The organism is Streptomyces sp. CLCI03 (genome assembly GCF_053615355.1).
The window spans coordinates 634,340-649,152 of the sequence record NZ_CM132132.1 but is presented as its reverse complement, the minus strand read 5'-3'; the positions used below and the strand labels follow the sequence as shown (position 1 = coordinate 649,152).

Genomic DNA, 14,813 nt, shown 5'->3' with positions numbered 1-14,813 from the left:
CAGCGTACGAGGGTTCGGCCCGATCTCCGCCCCGAAGGCGGCGATTGCCTCCGCCCCGGGGGACGTCACGGGGTCCCGGCATGATGGGGCGGTGATCACCATTCATCTGAAGTACGAGATCGACGTCGACAAGCTCGCGGACTTCGAGGAGTACGGACGCCGTTGGGTCCGGCTCGTCAACCGGTTCGGCGGTACCCACCACGGCTACTTCCTGCCCAGCGAGGGCGACAGCGACATCGCCTACGCCCTCTTCTCCTTCCCCGGCTTCGCCGCCTACGAGCGGTACCGCACGGACAGCATGTCCGATCCGGAGTGCCAGGCCGCCTTCGAGCTGGCCCGCGAGACCCGCTGCATCAAGCGGTACGAGCGCCGCTTCCTGCGGCCGCTCGACACCCCCGCCGTCTGACCGGTCCGGACCGGCGCCCGCCCATGACGGCAGGCGGGCACCGGTCCGGGCCGAGCCGCGAACTCACCTCACCCTTCGCGGTCCAGGACCCGGCGGGCCGCCTCGGCCTCCGCCGCGGGCGGTGACAACTCGTCGAGCGTGTCGAGCTCGTCGTCCGAGGCCAGCTCCCGCTCCCAGGCGGCCGCGAGCCGCTCCTGCTCCTCCCGCGGTCTGCTGGTGACGGCCTCCTGATGCTGCGGTCCGAGAGCCGCGAGGAATCGCCCGACCGCGTCCGTCGGCATGCCGTACTCCTTCTCGACGTGGGGAGGGCACCGGCGATCGCGATGCCGTGCCCGGCCCAGGATGGCGAACCTGGTCGGAGCGGGCGCTCCGACACGGCGGTCCGCCACCCGAATGCCCGCGCCCGGTACCGACGGGCCCGGTCCGGTCCGGACCGTCGATCGGTTCCGCGTCACGAGGGCGTGGACCTCCAGCCCTGCCCGTGGAGTCGTTCGAACCCGTCCAGCAGGAGGTCCAGCGCGAACTCGAACTCGAACTGGTCGTCGCACCCCTCGCCGACGACCGTCCGCCGGTCGTGCGCCACCGCCCGGGCCAGCTCGGTGACATGGGGGTACCGCCGGGCCATCGCCTCGTACGCGGCCGCCTGAGCCCCCGCGTCCTGCGGTGCGGTACCCGCCGGGTCCTCGAACAACTCCTCGGTGAAGCCCAGCGCCCGGCTGCCGAGGGCGTGCATCACATGGTGGGTGAGGTCGGTCGAGAAGCCGCCGGCCAGGAACGTGCCGATCACCGAGTCCAGGTACGCGAGCACGGCCGGTGTCGGGCTGGTGCGCGACCGGATGACCTGAGCCGCCCAGGTGTGCGCGAGGAGGGCGCCGCGCGCCCCGAGGATCCGCGCGCGGACCGCGCTCTTCCAGTCGGATCCGGGAGCCTGGCTCGCGATGCCCGCGACCACCACCTCCACCATGCCGTCCAGGAGTTCCTCCTTGTTGGCCACGTGCTTGTAGAGCGCCATCGGGACGACACCCAGCTCCTGGGCGAGTCTGCGCATGCTCAGCGCCTCGATCCCGGCGCCGTCGGCGAAGGCCACGGCGGCGCGCAGCACCCGGTCCCGGCTCAGGGGGGTCCGGCGCGGTTCCTGCGATTCCTGCGGCTGCTCGGGCATGGGGGCTTCTCCCTCGATCCGTTCCCGGAGACGGGTGGTGCGGGTGGCGTCGGCCGCGCCTTGACGAGTGTACGGCGTACACCTAGGGTGAGCGCCAGCCATCAGGTGTACGCCGTACACCTTTGAGGGAGGGGCTGTTCCGTATGAGTTCGACCAGGAGAACCGCGATCGTCGCGGGTGTGCTGTTCCTCGTCACCGAGATCGCCGCGATCGGAGGGCTCGCGCTCTACCGCCCCCTTCTGGACGACGCCGGCTACGTCCTCGGGCCGGGCGCCGACACCCGGGTGTTCCTCGGGGCGTTGTGCGAGTTCGTCCTCGTGCTGGCGGTCACGGGCACAGGGGCCGTGCTGTACCCGGTGCTGCGCGGGCGCGACGAGGGGGCGGCTGTCGGCTATGTCTGCGGGCGGCTGCTGGAGGCCGCCGTCATCCTCGTCGGGATCGTCAGCGTGCTGTCGGTGGTGACGCTGAGGGCGGGGGCGCAGGGTGCGACGGGCGCCGACGAGGCCTCCCTGGTCACGGCCGGCCAGGCCCTGGTGGCCCTCCACGACTGGACGTTCCTGTTCGGGCCGAACTTCGTCCTCGGGGCCAACACCCTGGTCCTGGCCGGCCTGATGTACACCTCACGGCTCGTGCCCCGACCGCTCGCCGTCCTCGGGCTGGTCGGCGGGACGCTGATCTGTGCCTCGGCGACCGCCGTGCTGTTCGGGATCTACGAGCAGGTCTCGGTGGCGGGGTCCCTCGCGGCGCTGCCCGTGTTCGCCTGGGAAGTGACCCTGGCCGTCCAGCTGCTGGCCAAGGGCTTCGACGAGGGCGCGGGTGCGGGCTCGGGCGCGGACCTGGACGGCGGGACCGTCGGGACCGCCGGGCCTGCCGCGGCCGCCGTGTGACGGTCCTCGTCGACCCTCGTCGACTCTCAGGGCATCCGGTCCACGTTCCACATCGGCAGGCCCCGGAAGAACTCCACGGCCTCCGTGCGCCAGTACGGTTCCCACGACGCGGCCTCGGCCGAGGCCGCCTCCGCGTGCCGCCGGATCTCCGCCCCCAGCAGCCGGTCCACGTCGCAGGCGCGGGCGATCTCCCGGATCCGGCCCAGGGTTTCGTCCGGGCAGCCGGGATCACCGAGCGCGGCTTCGACGAGGGCGGCGTCGGCCCCGGTCGCGGCGGCAAGCACCGCGCGCACGGCGTAGGTGCGACGGCCCGAGCGGATGTCCGCCCCGGTGGACTTCAGCTCGGCCGCCGGGCCGGCGCCGGACGGTCCGAAGAGGTCGACGAAGTCGTCGCGCATCTGCTCGGTGATGCCCACCAGCCGGGAGTAGCGGTGCAGACGTTCGCGGTGCGGCGCCGGATCCTCACCCGCGGCCAGCAGCCCCATCGTCAGCGGCGCGAGGATCGAGTACCGCGCGCTCTTGAAGTCGGTGACGGTGTGCAGGAATTCCTCGTCGGGGAGGGTGTGGGAGTCCCGCTCCAGGTCGGCGATCTGCCCGGCCACGGTCTCCGCCGCGGTGCGCGTGTGCACGCCGAGCAGCGCCTGACGGAGCTCGGCGGGCACCTCGGCCTCCAGCAGCACCTGGGTGGACAGGAAAGCGGCGAGGTCCCCGGCGAGGATCGCGAGCCCGAGGGCGGTGGCGTCCTGGCCGGGGAACTCCGAGCGGTAGGCGTAGTACGTCGAGGGGCCGCCTCGGCGCAGGGGCGCGTCGTCGATGATGTCGTCGTGGACGAGCCCGTGCGTCTGGAGCAGTTCGATGCTCAGCGCTGCCTCGGCCAGCCCCGGTACGTCGTCGGTGGTGACCAGCCGGGCCGCCTCGTACAGCAGGACGACCCGCAGTCGCTTGCCGCCGCGCATGGAGAACTCCCGCAGGAGCTCCAGGCAACGCGGGACGTACCGGCTGGGCACCGGGACGTCGAGGCGTTCACCGAGGCTGTCGAAGTACCGCTCGAACCGGGCGTCGAAGCGGATCCGGTGACCGGCGACGCGTTCCAGGGTGGCGGCGGTGACATTGGCATGCATGAAGATCAGTATCGACGACCGGCCACCCCCGTGGGTCGGCCGTCGACGCCGGACCTCGCTCGACGTCGCCGCGGGCCGTTCAGCTCACCGAGGCCGCCGCGGAGAGGCAGGCCCGCAGGTCGCCCTCGCCGGCGTTGCCGCCCGTGCACATGATCGCCACCCGCTGCCCCGCGAGGTCCTCGCGCGCGGCGACGAGCGCCGCCAGTGATGCGGCGGCGGCCCCCTCGGCGACCGTGCGGGCGTCACGCATGAGCAGCCACTGGGCCCGCCGGATCTCGTCGTCGTCGACCAGCAGGAAGTCCGAGAGGTGCGCACGGAGCAGACGCTGCGTCAGTTCGAAGCCCGACCCGGTGGCCAGGCCCTCCGCGGTCGTGGTGTTCGGACGCTCGACGCAGCGGCCCGCGCGCCACGAGTCGTGCGCGGCCGGCGAGTGGCGGGACTGCACCGCGATGACCCGGCAGCGCGGGCTGATCGCCGCCGCCACCAGGCAAGCGGCGGCGGCGCCGCTGCCACCGCCGACCGGCACGACGATCGCGTCGAGGTCCGGTTCCCGCTCGAAGACCTCCAGGTACGCGGTGGCCACGCCCGCGATGAGGGCCGGTTCGTTCGCCGCGCCGACCAGACGCATCCCGCGCCGGGGCGCGAGCTGCTCGGCGTGGCGGCGGGCCTCGTCGAAGTCCCCTCCGTAGGCGACCAGTTCGGCGCCGAGACGGCGTACGGCCTCGGCCTTCAGGGGATTCGGGTTCTCCGGCATGACGATGGTGCACGGGACACCGAAGAGGGCGGCGGCATGGGCGAGGGACTGCGCGTGGTTGCCCGTGGAGTACGACAGGACACCGCGGGCGCGCTCGTCCGGGTCCATCGCGGCCAGGAGGGCGATGCCTCCGCGGACCTTGAAGGCGCCGGTCGGCTGCAGGTTCTCGTGCTTGACCAGCACCCGCACACCGGCGCCGACGGAGGCGTCGAGCGCCGGATAGGAGAGCAAGGGGGTCGGGGACAGGTGCGCGCTCTGCAGACGACGCGCGCGAAGGACGTCGGAGATCGTCGGACTGTGCATGTCCTCATGCTGCGCAGGAGCCGACCCATAGGACAAATGTCAGTTTCCGATGAATCCATCGATATCATCGATGGATGTTCGACGAGAACCGGCTCAGGGTGTTCGCCGCCATCGCCCGCGAGGGTTCGGTGACGGCTGCCGCTGCCGCCCTGCACTACGCGCAACCCTCGGTCAGTCACCACCTCGCCAGGCTCGAAGCCGAAGCCGGGGTGCCGCTCGTCCAGCGGGCGGGCCGTGGCATCCGACTGACCGAGGCCGGCCGGCTGCTCGCCGACCGCGCGGAGGAGATCCTCGGCCGCATCGATTCGGCCCGGACCGAACTCGCGGCCCACGCCGGGCTCGGCGCCGGACGGGTGCGCCTCGCGGCGTTCCCCTCCGCGCTCGCCACGGTCGTACCGACCGTGGCCGCCGCCTTCGGCGTCGCCCACCCGGACATCGAACTGGCGCTGACCGAGGCGGAACCCCCCGAAGCCCTGGCGGCGCTACGACGCGGCGAGGTCGATGTCGCCCTCACCTTCCACCACGGCGACGGCCCGGCCGGCGACCGCGAGGGCCACACCGTGACGTCGGTCCTGCACGAGCCCCTCTACATCGTCAGCAGGGCCGGCGCATCCTGGCCCGGCCCGCCCACCGACCTCGACACCTACCGCGACCAGCGCTGGATCGCCGGCTGCGAGCGGTGCCGCACGCACCTGCTGTCGGCGTGCGGGAAGCACGGCTTCACCCCTGAGATCGCCTTCGAGACCGACGACTACGTCGCGGCCCAGGCACTCGTCGCCGCCGGCCTCGGCGTCACCACGCTGCCCGGCCTCGCCCTGCGCGCACACCGCCACCCCGATGTGCGGATCGACCGCCTACCGGACGACCACCGCGTCGTGGACGCCGTCGTCTACGGATCCCCACCGCTCGCGGCCCCCGTCGACGCCTTCCTGAGGGTCCTCGAAAACACCGCCGTCGACACCGTCCCGTGGCCCTGAAGCCGCTCCCGCCCCCTGAAGGACGGTCTCGTGGCCGTGGGAGGCGGAACGTCACGGCCCTTGACGGAGCCCCGGCCGCCGGTCGACCTCAGGAGTCGCACAGACGTACGGCCAGGGCGGCGATGTCGTCGTCGAGACGGCCCCTGCTGTAGTCGAGCAGGTCGCGGTGGAGTGCCGTGAGCAGCTCGTCGGGCGGCGTCGGGGGTTGTCGCCCCATCCAGGCCGCCAGCGGAAAGAACTCGCCGTCGCGTGCGCGGGTCTCGGCGATCCCGTCGGTGTAGAGAAGCAGCAGGTCGTCGGGGGCGAAGTCGAAGGTGTCGACGCTGTAGTGGTCGCCGATCAACTCCGCGAGGCTCAGCAGGGGTGAGGGGGTGCTGGGTTCGAGGGCCCGGACCTTCCCGGCGTTCAGGAGCAGAGGCGGGGGGTGTCCGCAGTTGAGGATGTCGATCCGTCTGCCCCCGTGCGGGATCTCGACGAGCAGCGCGGTGGCGAAGCGCTCCAGCGGCCCCTCGGGTGGGAAGGCGCCGTTGTACCGCATGCTGCTGGCATCCATCCGGCGCGCGATGGCGACCATGTCGGTCTCGTCGTAGGCGGCCTCCCGGAAGGCGTTGACGATCGCCGCGGCCGCCCCCACCGCGGGCAGGCCCTTGCCCCGCACGTCACCGATGAGCAGCCTGATGCCGAACGGGGTGTCGACCACCTCGTAGAAGTCCCCGCCGATCCGGGCCTCCGCCGCGGCCGCGAGATAGAGCGACTCGATCTCGACCCGGCCGAAGCGGCGCGGCATGGGGCTGAGCACCACCTGCTGCGCGGCGTCGGCGACGAGCCGGACCTGGAAGAGGGTGCGCTCGCGCTGGAGCCGGACGTGGCTGCCGTACGCGGCGGCCACGGTGACCGCGATGATCCCCGCGGCCGTCCACCACGTCCCCAGGTCGGGGAAGACCATGCCGAGGCCGATCATCAAGAGGAGGCAGACCGTCCCGAGCAGGACGGTGGGGAGCACCGGCCACATGGCGGCGGCGAGGGCCGGCGCCGCGGGCAGGAGGCGGCTGAAGGCCATCTCCGGGGGAGTGGCGTAGGCCAGGCTGGCAATGACGACGGTCAGGATGACCGGCGACAGCCGCACAAGTCTTCCCGGGCCGGGGCGCCGGCGGAGCCGCGGCCGTCCGGACTCGATCACACTTCACAGGATATCTACGTAATGAGGACACAGCGCTCTGGAGATCGCAGTCGGCCGCCGGCCCCGAACCGTCGGACCGCGTCGACAGAGCCCTCGGGACCGGCCGGCCGTCGGCCGTCCCCGCGAGCCCCGCACACGGTCCGACCAGGCAGAACGTAGGGCGTCCGGGCGCATCGGACGCGTCGCTGCCCGCACCGCTGCGGGCAGGACCGCCCTTGCGGACCGATCCTGTCCGCAAGGGGGTGAAGCCCGGCCACCGGCACCGGCCGGCGGCCCTCTCGCACGGGCGGTATCTCGCCACCCTCACCGGCCCGGACCGAACGGGTGCCGTCGGACGCCGCCGACACGGCCTTCGGGACCTGATGTGGCGGTCCCCCCGACCCGATCGGCCTCGGCCCTGCCCGACGACCGGTGCCGCTCGGCCCGCCACCGGCGATATTCGGACGCCGTTCCGTGTTGCTCCAGTGGGCTGACGTAGAGCCTACGAAGTGCCACGATGATCCGTGCTTCGACAGTGTGCCGGACGGGACGCGGTGAGCGCGGTGACAACGTGTCCCGGAGGCAGCCCTACCCCACGAAAGGGCGGACACCCCATGCGCGTCACCCCCCTCGTAGCATCCTTAGCCGACGATCGGGCTTCGACCTCGGACGATCCCATACGGCTGTACTACAGCCACAAGACCCAGGAGATCCTGCACAAGTACGGCCCGGGCCCGCGTGTCCACTTCCACGTGGGGCTGTACCCGGACGGCCCGCCGGACACCACCGTCCCCCAGAGCATGGTGAAGCAGCGCCTGTTCGACGCGCAGGAGCGGATAGTCGAGCACTCGGCCCGAGCGTGGGGCGCGCACGAGGCGCCTCCGCGGCGGCTGTTGGACATCGGCTGCGGCCTGGGCGGCACCTCGCTCTACTGGGCGCAGGAACACGGAGCTTCGGTCACCAGCCTCACCGTCGCGTCCGAACACATCCCGATCGTCCGGCACTTCGCCCTGCAGGCGGGGGTGGGGGAGCGGGTGAACCCCGTCCTCGCGGATGTGCACGACCTGGACGAGACCCGCGCGTACGACGCCGTCTACGCCAACGAGAGCAGCGGCTACACCGACCGGACCCGGCTCTTCGAAGTCGTCGCCAAGGCACTGGAGCCCGGCGGATGGTTCGGCATCCAGGAACACTTCGTCGGCCGCTCCACATGGCGCGAGTTCATCGACGGCTACTACAGAACGCGACTGGGACTCAGAGGGGAATACCTGGCCGCGGCCGAGGCGGCCGGGTTCGAACTCGTACACGAGGAGGACGTGACGGACTCGGTGGCGGAGTTCTGGGTGCAGTCCATGGCGTGGAACACCGCCGAACTCGACCGGCTCCGCGCGGGGGCCGACACCGAGCCCGGCGCGTGGACCGGTGAGCGGCTCGAACAGTCGACGATCGCCCACAGCAGATTCTTCCGGCTCTGGCGCGACCACGCGGTGCAGACGCGGTTGCTGCAGTTCCGGATCGGGAGCCGCCGATGACGGTGTCACCCGTACCCGCATCCGTACCCGCCCCCGCATCGCCACCGGTACCGCCCCCGGCGCCGCGCCCCTCGCGCCTCGGTGCGCGCCTGCCGTCCTTCTACTGCCCCCTGGATCGCGACCTCGTCCATCCCCGGGCGAAACAGGTGGAGGCCCGCGCGGTCGAGTGGCTGGACGCCTTCGGCGTCTACCCCGATCCGGTCGAGCGCGCCTGGGGACTGGCCACCCACAGCGCCGACTTCTCCTGCCGCATCATCCCCGACGGGAGCGTCGACGCCCTGCTGCTCTTCGCCGAGTGGAACTACTGGGCCAACGCCGTCGACGACTGGCAGGATTCGGGCTCCGACGAGGTCGGTACGGGCGCCGTCGTCGAACACGGCGTACGCCTGCTGCGCACCATCGAGGACCCGGGGGCATCCGTACTGCCCGACGGACCGATGACCCGCGCGTTGCTGGACCTGGTCCGCCGCACCCATGCCCTGCTCGCGCCCTACGAACTGCGCAGGTTCGTCGAGGGGACGCGCGACTGGCTGCTCGGAGCGGCCTGGCGGGCCGCCCAGGCCGAGGCGGGGGTCATGCCGGGGCTGAACGACTTCGTCGCCATGGGGCCGTTGGCGAACGGCACGCGCTTCTCGCTGACCTGGTCCGACGTCGCGCGCGGGGACCGACTGCCGGCGGAGGTGCTCTGCTCCCGCGCCCTGACGGCACTGACGGACGCGGCGGGATTCGTCGTCAGCGCGGACAACGACCTGTTCTCCTACGACAAGGACGATCACCTGGAGCCGCGGGAGGTGAACCTCGTCAACGTCCTCGCCCACCAGGAGAACTGCTCGCCGGCCGAGGCCGTACCGCTCGCGGTGGCCCTGCGCGATCGGGTGATGGTCCTCTTCATGACGCTCAGGGAGAGGCTGGAGGTCGGCGCGGACGCGGAACTGCGCCGACACCTGGCGGCGTTGGGCCACTACGTGGCCGGCTCCATCACCTGGCAGAGCCGGGCGCCCCGGTACGCGAGCCCCCGCAACCGGCACGAACTGCCCCTCGCGGAAGCCCGGTTCGCGATCCGGTTCGCCGATGTTCCCAGCCGCACCGGAACCGAGCCGCCGGACGTGCCCGCCCTCGCCTCATGGTGGCGGCACGTACGCGACTGAGCGAGGCCGAGGCCCCGGCCGGTGCGGTCGGGGCCTCGGTGCGCGGAGCTGTCAGCCGATGCCGAGCAGCCGACGCCACCAGCTCACCGCGCGACGCCGGCGACCGGGGACCACGGGCGCCGCCGTCGGCTGCGGCGGGACGAACACGTGCTCGGGGTGCTCGGGGTGGCCGGCCGGCTGCTCGACCTGGGGCTCCGCGTTCGGTGCGGAGCGCGGGGCGAACCGTACGGGCAGGGACAGCAGATGGCGCGACATGAGGGTGCCGCGCCACTGCAGTTCGCTCGCGTCGACCGCCAGTTGGAGGTCGGGCAGCCGGTCCAGCAGGACCTCGATGCCGGTGTCCGCGATGGCGCGGCCGATGTCCTGGCCCGGGCACTCGTGCGGGCCGCTGCTGAACGCCAGGTGGGAACGGTTGCCGCGGACGGAGGCCTCGGGGTCCGGGCGGATCTGCGGATCGGCGTTGCCCGCGGCCAACCCGAGCAGGATCATGTCGCCGGCCTTCACCTGCTGGCCGCCGAGCAGGGTGTCACCGGTGGCCCAGCGCCCGATGATCGTGTTGATCGGCGGGTCGTCCCACAGGACCTGCTCCAGGGCGTCGGGCAGCGTCATATGGCCTCCGGAGAGGCTGGCCCGGAAACGCGGGTCGGTCAGCACGGTCCGCAGCGTGTTGGCGATCAGGTTGGCGGTGGTCTCGTAGGCCGCGATCAGCACGACGCGCAGGTGCATCAGCACCTCGGTGTCGCTCAGGTTCGCGGGGTGCTCGATCAGCCAGGAGGCCAGGTCGCGCACGGGCCTGGCCTTGCGCTCCACGACCAGCGCTTCCAGCGTGGCGGTGACGTAACGGTCGCTCTGCAGGGCCGTCTCGGTCCCCTGGAGCATGTCGCGCGCCGCGTTGACCAGGAGGGGGCCGTGCTCGTCGGGCGCCCCGACGAGCTGGGTCATCACCAGCATGGGGAGCTGGTCGGAGAAGGCCGGCACCAGGTCTGCGTACCCCTCGCCGGCGATCTGGTCGACGAGCTGGTTGGCGAAGCGCGTCACGTAGCGGCGGATGCCGCGCTTGTCGAAGCGCTCCAGGGACTCCACCACGGCGGCGCGCAGCCGCTCGTGCACGGGACCGTCGGTGAAGTTGCACACCGGCACCCAGGAGACCATCGGGCCGAGCGGGGTGTCCGCCGGCACCCTGCCCTCGCGCATGTCGCGCCAGCCCCGCGGGTCGCGGGCGAAGCGCGAGGACGTGCGCGCCACGTCCAGGTTCTCCCGGTGGCCGAGGACCAGCCAGGCCGGGAGGTCACCGCTCACCAGTACGGGGGCCACCGGCCCGTGCTCGGCCCGCAGCTTCTCGTACAGCGCGAGGGGATCGGCCTGGGCCTCCGCTCCGTGGAGCCGGTGGAGACCGCCCGCGGTCGCCGCCGCGTGGGCGGGGCACTCGGGCGGTGGGGTGGGGGTGGTGCTCACATTGCCTCCTGGGTGGCTGCCTGGGAGTGCAGGTAGCGCATGAGGGTCAGCAGGACATCGCGGGACGAGTCCCGCCGTCTGGCGTCGCAGACGAGGATCGGGACGGCGGGGGGCAGATCGAGGGCCTGGCGCAGTTCCTCCAGCGGATGCTCGGGTGCGCCGGGGAAGGAGTTGACGGCCACGACGAAGGGGACGCCCCGTTCCTCCAGCCGTCCGATGACATCGAAGCTGATCTCCAGACGGCGGGTGTCGAGGAGGACGACCGCTCCGAGCGCGCCCTCGAAGAGCCCGCGCCACAGGAACCAGAAGCGCTCCTGGCCAGGTGTGCCGAACAGATAGAGGACGAGTTCGTCGTTGATGCTGATGCGGCCGAAGTCCATGGCGACGGTGGTGGTGATCTTGCGGTCCACGCCCCAGGTGTCGTCGACGCCGACACCGGCCCTGGTCATCGTCTCCTCGGTCGTCAGCGGCTTGATCTCACTGACCGCACCGACCATCGTCGTCTTGCCCACGCCGAATCCGCCGACGATGACGATCTTCACGGCAGCCGCGGCCGTCTGCGGGAGTATGTCCGCCGGGCTCGGCCCGGCGGACGGCTCAGAGCTTCTGAAGTCCATCGATCACTGCCTCGATCAGAGCAAGGTCGGGTAGCTGCGCGGCGGGAACGGGCGGGCGGACGTACACGCGCTGAGCGGCCATCAGGTCCCCGACGAGCACGGTGACGACGCTCACGGGCAGGCCCGCGTACGCGGCGATCTCGGCCACCGACAGCGGTGACCGGCACATCCGCAGGATGGCCGCCTGCTCGGGCTGCATCTCGGGCCGGGCGGACCCTTTGGCCACGACTAAGGTCACGAGGTCCAGATGGACGGCGGTGGAGGGTCCGCTGCGTCCGCCGGTGATGACGTAGAGCCGTTCGGGGCTGCTGTCCTCCCAGCTTGTGGGTGGCTCATTCACGCGGGCTGCCCGTCATGTCGGGGCGGGCTGCTCAGGTGGTCCCCCATTCGGGTCACCAGGTTGCGCATCTGCGCGCCCATCAGGCCCGCGTCCACACCCTCGTCGGCGAGGACCGCGAGGTAGGAGCCGTCACCGGCGGCCATCAGGTAGAAGAACCCGCCGTCCATCTCGATCACGACCAGACGCATCCGGCCCTCCGAGCGGGGCAGTTCCGCGGCGACCGCTCCGGCCAGACTCTGCAGGCCCGCGCAGGCCGCCGCCAGGCGGTCGGCCGTGTCGGTCTCCGCCCCGTACTGCGCCACGCACAGCCCGTCCGCCGACAGTACGATCACGTGCCGCGTCTGCGGCACGCCGGCCGCCAGGTCCTTGAGCATCCAGTCCATGCTGCTGATTCGCTGGGTCATCACTGTTTACGCCCCCTTGGTCGCTGAACCCGACGTGCCTTCGGTACCCGGTGCATCGTGGCCGGGCGTGCCGGACAGTCCGCTGTGGAACGCCTCCAGCCACATTCCGGGGCCGCCGTCGTCGGCCGACCTGGGCTCCGGGGCCGGGCGGACCTCGGACGTGGCCACCCGGTCCTTCCTACGTCGCTGCGGCAGGCCGGTCGCCGTACGCGCGGCGATCTCCGGCTGCCCGGTGCCGACGGGCGCCGGCCCGGGAGCCGGCGCCGGGGCCGGCCGGGGCACGCCCACGCCCGCCGACGTGCGGTCGAAGGGGTGCTCGCGCGGGGTGGCGGCCACGGCCCTGGGCCCCGAGGAGGAGCCGATGCCGTGGGCGAGACCGGTCGCGGAGGAGGCCGTGGTGATCAGGTGCTGCGGCACGATCACCACGGCACGGACACCGCCGTACGCGGACGAGCGCAGGGACACCTGGAACCCGTACGCCTGCGCCAGCCGGCCGACCACCGCCAGCCCCAGCCGCGGCGTCTCGCCCAGGTCGTTGAGGTCGATCCCGGACTGTGCCTGCGCGAGCATCTTCTCCGCCCGGCTGCGGGCCTCCTCGCTCATGCTCAGGCCGCCGTCCTCGATCTCCACGGCGATGCCCGACTGCACCTCGACGGCCGTCAGGTGGACCCGGGTGTGCGGCGGCGAGTACCGGGTGGCGTTGTCCAGCAGTTCCGCGAGCGTGTGGATCAGCGGTTCCACGATCGGACCGACGACGGCGACCTCGGAGACGGAGTGGAGCTCGACGCGCTGGTAGTCGATGATCCTCGACATCGCGCCGCGCATCACGCTGTACAGGGTGACGGCCCTGCTCCATTGCCGGCCGGGGCGCGCGCCACCGAGGACCGAGATGGAATCGGCGAGCCGGCCGATCAGGGCGGTGCCGTGGTCGAGTCGCAGGAGGTCGCCGAACACGTCCGGGTTGCTGCCGTGCCGGTCCTCCATCTCGCGCATCTCGTGGGCCTGTTGGTGGACGATGGCCTGCACGCGCCGGGCGACGTTCACGAAGGCACGCTGTGCCGAGTCGCGAAGGCTCTCCTCGTTGTCGACCGCGTCGATGACGTGGGCCAGCACCGCCTGGAGGGCGGCCCTGAAGCGTGGAGTCAGGGCCTCGTCGTCGCCCCAGCGGTTGCCGCGGCCGCCGCGTCCGCCCAGGGCGGTCAGCACCTCCTCGGCCAGCTCGCCCTTGCGCAGGCGCTCGATGGCCTCGGGCAGCACGGACTCGGACAGCCGGGCCGCCTCGACCTCCTGCCGGGCCAGGGCGTGCTGGAGTGCCGCGACCTGCGCGCGCCCGGCGGCGAGGGCGCGGCCGCGCCGTCTCGCCTCGACGAAGACCGCTGCGGTGCACACGGCGCCGACGGCGATCAGGGCGGTGCCGAGCGGTGCCGAGGAGGAGACGAGCGCCCCTGCCAGGCAGGCGACGGTCACGACCGCGATCGCGGGCAGCATCCGGCTTGCTCTTCCCTCCAGGTGGGGACTTTCGGGGGGAGTACCTCTTTGCTCCATCGGCGTCCTCGAACTATCGAAAAGGGGGGCCTTCTGACCGGTGGGCGGGAGCATAACTACGCCCAACTTCCCTCATGCGAGCTTTCGTTGGAGTTCATCGGACCGGAGGAACCGTTATGCGCCATCGATGACGTCGGATTTCGGTGAGAAAAGGGGACCGCGCGCGCTCCGGGTCGACGAAACACGAGGTCGGCCGCCTGCCGGCCCCGATTTCCGGGCCGGAATGCCCGGGCACGTTCCGATCGGTTCCGGCCGCGCCCCTTCGCCCCCCGGTGGCGCCGTGGACGGATATGCGCTACGGGGCGTCTCGTCGGTCTGCGCCGAGGCCGGTGAGGAGGACGTCGAGGGCGAGCTCGGTCGCCTCTTCCAGCGGCGTGTCCTCCAGGAGGGAGCCGACCGCCAGGGACGCGAGGCCGTGCACCACGGAGAAGGCGACCTGGGCGAGCCGGGCCGGGTCGCCCGCCCGTACGACACCCTCCCGTTGGGCGAGGGCGATCAGTTCGGCGGCGATCTCCAGGCTCTGGTGGCCGAGTTCGCGCAGTTCGGCGCTGGACCGGTCGGCGTGCTTGGCCGTGAACATCAGGCTCAGCAGCGGGGCGTGCGCGACGGCGAAGTCGATGTACGCGCGGCCCATGCCGGCGAGCCGGGTGGTGACGGGTCCCGAGGTGCCCACGGCGGCCCGCAGGCGTGCGTTGAGTCGGGTGAAGCCGCCCACGGCGAGGGCGTCCAGCAGCGCCTGGCGGTCGCGGAAGTGGCGGCCCGGCGCCGCGTGGCTGACGCCGAGGTCCCGCGCGAGGGCGCGGAGGGAGAGGCTGTCCGCCCCCGAGGTCGCGAGCACGACCTCCGCGCGGGCCAGCAGGGCCTCCCTGAGATTGCCGTGGTGATAGGGCGCATCGGCGTCTGCCAAGGCGATCTCCTCCTCCGATGTTGTCATTGACAACAATGTTTGCTCTGCCTACATTCGAGTATCGACCATCAACCGGAGTCCCGGAACGGAGCGCCG

The 14,813-nt window shown here is 72.0% G+C and carries 16 protein-coding genes; 5 read left to right on the top strand and 11 right to left on the bottom strand.

The window, feature by feature from the left end; genetic code table 11:
• The first annotated feature begins 91 nt into the window (after positions 1-91).
• A complete protein-coding gene (locus tag ACWG52_RS03000) occupies positions 92-406 on the top strand; it encodes an NIPSNAP family protein (protein WP_389801862.1) in 315 nt (104 codons plus the stop codon).
• Positions 407-474: 68 nt separating this feature from the next.
• On the opposite strand, the gene ACWG52_RS02995 is transcribed toward ACWG52_RS03000, so the two are convergent.
• Positions 475-687 (bottom strand): hypothetical protein, encoded by a 213-nt coding sequence (locus ACWG52_RS02995; RefSeq protein ID WP_389801865.1) that lies wholly within the window; start codon positions 685-687, stop codon positions 475-477.
• Positions 688-857: 170 nt separating this feature from the next.
• Positions 858-1,568 carry a TetR/AcrR family transcriptional regulator gene (locus tag ACWG52_RS02990; RefSeq protein ID WP_389801868.1) on the bottom strand — a complete coding sequence of 237 codons (711 nt, stop codon included), beginning with the start codon at positions 1,566-1,568 and terminating at the stop codon, positions 858-860.
• Positions 1,569-1,711: 143 nt separating this feature from the next.
• Between ACWG52_RS02990 and ACWG52_RS02985 the strand changes: the two genes are divergently transcribed.
• The gene (locus ACWG52_RS02985) at positions 1,712-2,455 is read left to right on the top strand and encodes a DUF4386 domain-containing protein (protein WP_389801871.1); all 744 of its coding nucleotides are present in this window, start codon (positions 1,712-1,714) and stop codon (positions 2,453-2,455) included.
• Positions 2,456-2,481: 26 nt separating this feature from the next.
• On the opposite strand, the gene ACWG52_RS02980 is transcribed toward ACWG52_RS02985, so the two are convergent.
• Together ACWG52_RS02980 and ACWG52_RS02975 are read right to left on the bottom strand one after the other, a co-directional pair.
• On the bottom strand, positions 2,482-3,576 hold the full coding sequence (locus tag ACWG52_RS02980) for a polyprenyl synthetase family protein (RefSeq protein ID WP_389801874.1): 1,095 nt from the start codon (positions 3,574-3,576) through the stop codon (positions 2,482-2,484).
• A 79-nt stretch (positions 3,577-3,655) separates the two neighbouring features.
• On the bottom strand, positions 3,656-4,633 hold the full coding sequence (locus ACWG52_RS02975) for a threonine ammonia-lyase (RefSeq protein ID WP_389801876.1): 978 nt from the start codon (positions 4,631-4,633) through the stop codon (positions 3,656-3,658).
• A gap of 74 nt (positions 4,634-4,707) precedes the next feature.
• On the opposite strand from ACWG52_RS02975, the gene ACWG52_RS02970 reads away from it, so the two are divergent.
• Positions 4,708-5,610 carry a LysR family transcriptional regulator gene (locus ACWG52_RS02970; protein WP_389801879.1) on the top strand — a complete coding sequence of 301 codons (903 nt, stop codon included), beginning with the start codon at positions 4,708-4,710 and terminating at the stop codon, positions 5,608-5,610.
• Between the two features lie 88 nt (positions 5,611-5,698).
• Here the strand turns inward: ACWG52_RS02970 and ACWG52_RS02965 are convergent, their stop codons facing one another.
• Entirely contained in the window at positions 5,699-6,790 is a 1,092-nt protein-coding gene (locus tag ACWG52_RS02965) for a PP2C family protein-serine/threonine phosphatase (protein WP_389801882.1), read from the bottom strand.
• A gap of 593 nt (positions 6,791-7,383) precedes the next feature.
• Here ACWG52_RS02965 and ACWG52_RS02960 point away from each other — a divergent pair.
• Together ACWG52_RS02960 and ACWG52_RS02955 are read left to right on the top strand one after the other, a co-directional pair.
• Positions 7,384-8,301: an SAM-dependent methyltransferase gene (locus tag ACWG52_RS02960; RefSeq protein ID WP_389801885.1), complete on the top strand. Its 918-nt coding sequence runs from the start codon at positions 7,384-7,386 to the stop codon at positions 8,299-8,301.
• Positions 8,298-9,449, top strand: coding sequence for a terpene synthase family protein (locus ACWG52_RS02955; RefSeq protein ID WP_389801888.1), 1,152 nt, complete (start codon positions 8,298-8,300; stop codon positions 9,447-9,449). The genes ACWG52_RS02960 and ACWG52_RS02955 overlap by 4 nt, the downstream gene beginning before the upstream one ends.
• 51 nt (positions 9,450-9,500) lie before the next feature.
• Here ACWG52_RS02955 and ACWG52_RS02950 read toward each other — a convergent pair whose 3' ends face one another.
• The 6 genes from ACWG52_RS02950 to ACWG52_RS02925 all read right to left on the bottom strand — a co-directional run bounded on the left by ACWG52_RS02950 (position 9,501) and on the right by ACWG52_RS02925 (position 14,717).
• Positions 9,501-10,904, bottom strand: a complete 1,404-nt coding sequence (locus tag ACWG52_RS02950; RefSeq protein WP_389801891.1) for a cytochrome P450 — start codon at positions 10,902-10,904, stop codon at positions 9,501-9,503.
• Positions 10,901-11,521, bottom strand: coding sequence for a GTP-binding protein (locus ACWG52_RS02945; RefSeq protein ID WP_453127705.1), 621 nt, complete (start codon positions 11,519-11,521; stop codon positions 10,901-10,903). The genes ACWG52_RS02950 and ACWG52_RS02945 overlap by 4 nt, the downstream gene beginning before the upstream one ends.
• Positions 11,502-11,861, bottom strand: coding sequence for a DUF742 domain-containing protein (locus ACWG52_RS02940; protein WP_033216212.1), 360 nt, complete (start codon positions 11,859-11,861; stop codon positions 11,502-11,504). The genes ACWG52_RS02945 and ACWG52_RS02940 overlap by 20 nt, the downstream gene beginning before the upstream one ends.
• Positions 11,858-12,265 carry a roadblock/LC7 domain-containing protein gene (locus ACWG52_RS02935; RefSeq protein ID WP_030713382.1) on the bottom strand — a complete coding sequence of 136 codons (408 nt, stop codon included), beginning with the start codon at positions 12,263-12,265 and terminating at the stop codon, positions 11,858-11,860. The genes ACWG52_RS02940 and ACWG52_RS02935 overlap by 4 nt, the downstream gene beginning before the upstream one ends.
• 6 nt (positions 12,266-12,271) lie before the next feature.
• Entirely contained in the window at positions 12,272-13,753 is a 1,482-nt protein-coding gene (locus tag ACWG52_RS02930; RefSeq protein WP_390138475.1) for a sensor histidine kinase, read from the bottom strand.
• A gap of 352 nt (positions 13,754-14,105) precedes the next feature.
• Positions 14,106-14,717 (bottom strand): TetR/AcrR family transcriptional regulator, encoded by a 612-nt coding sequence (locus tag ACWG52_RS02925; protein ID WP_389801901.1) that lies wholly within the window; start codon positions 14,715-14,717, stop codon positions 14,106-14,108.
• Positions 14,718-14,813 lie beyond the last annotated feature (96 nt).

What these genes read in the sequence shown, in the direction of transcription:
- ACWG52_RS02995 (WP_389801865.1), bottom strand. Translation starts at nt 687, where the DNA reads ATGCCGACGGACGCGGTCGGGCGATTCCTCGCGGCTCTCGGACCGCAG.
- ACWG52_RS02975 (WP_389801876.1), bottom strand. Translation starts at nt 4,633, where the DNA reads ATGCACAGTCCGACGATCTCCGACGTCCTTCGCGCGCGTCGTCTGCAG.
- ACWG52_RS02960 (WP_389801885.1), top strand. Translation starts at nt 7,384, where the DNA reads ATGCGCGTCACCCCCCTCGTAGCATCCTTAGCCGACGATCGGGCTTCG.
- ACWG52_RS02970 (WP_389801879.1), top strand. Translation starts at nt 4,708, where the DNA reads ATGTTCGACGAGAACCGGCTCAGGGTGTTCGCCGCCATCGCCCGCGAG.
- ACWG52_RS02930 (WP_390138475.1), bottom strand. Translation starts at nt 13,753, where the DNA reads ATGCTGCCCGCGATCGCGGTCGTGACCGTCGCCTGCCTGGCAGGGGCG.
- ACWG52_RS02935 (WP_030713382.1), bottom strand. Translation starts at nt 12,265, where the DNA reads ATGACCCAGCGAATCAGCAGCATGGACTGGATGCTCAAGGACCTGGCG.
- ACWG52_RS02945 (WP_453127705.1), bottom strand. Translation starts at nt 11,521, where the DNA reads ATGGACTTCAGAAGCTCTGAGCCGTCCGCCGGGCCGAGCCCGGCGGAC.
- ACWG52_RS02980 (WP_389801874.1), bottom strand. Translation starts at nt 3,576, where the DNA reads ATGCATGCCAATGTCACCGCCGCCACCCTGGAACGCGTCGCCGGTCAC.
- ACWG52_RS02955 (WP_389801888.1), top strand. Translation starts at nt 8,298, where the DNA reads ATGACGGTGTCACCCGTACCCGCATCCGTACCCGCCCCCGCATCGCCA.
- ACWG52_RS02985 (WP_389801871.1), top strand. Translation starts at nt 1,712, where the DNA reads ATGAGTTCGACCAGGAGAACCGCGATCGTCGCGGGTGTGCTGTTCCTC.
- ACWG52_RS02990 (WP_389801868.1), bottom strand. Translation starts at nt 1,568, where the DNA reads ATGCCCGAGCAGCCGCAGGAATCGCAGGAACCGCGCCGGACCCCCCTG.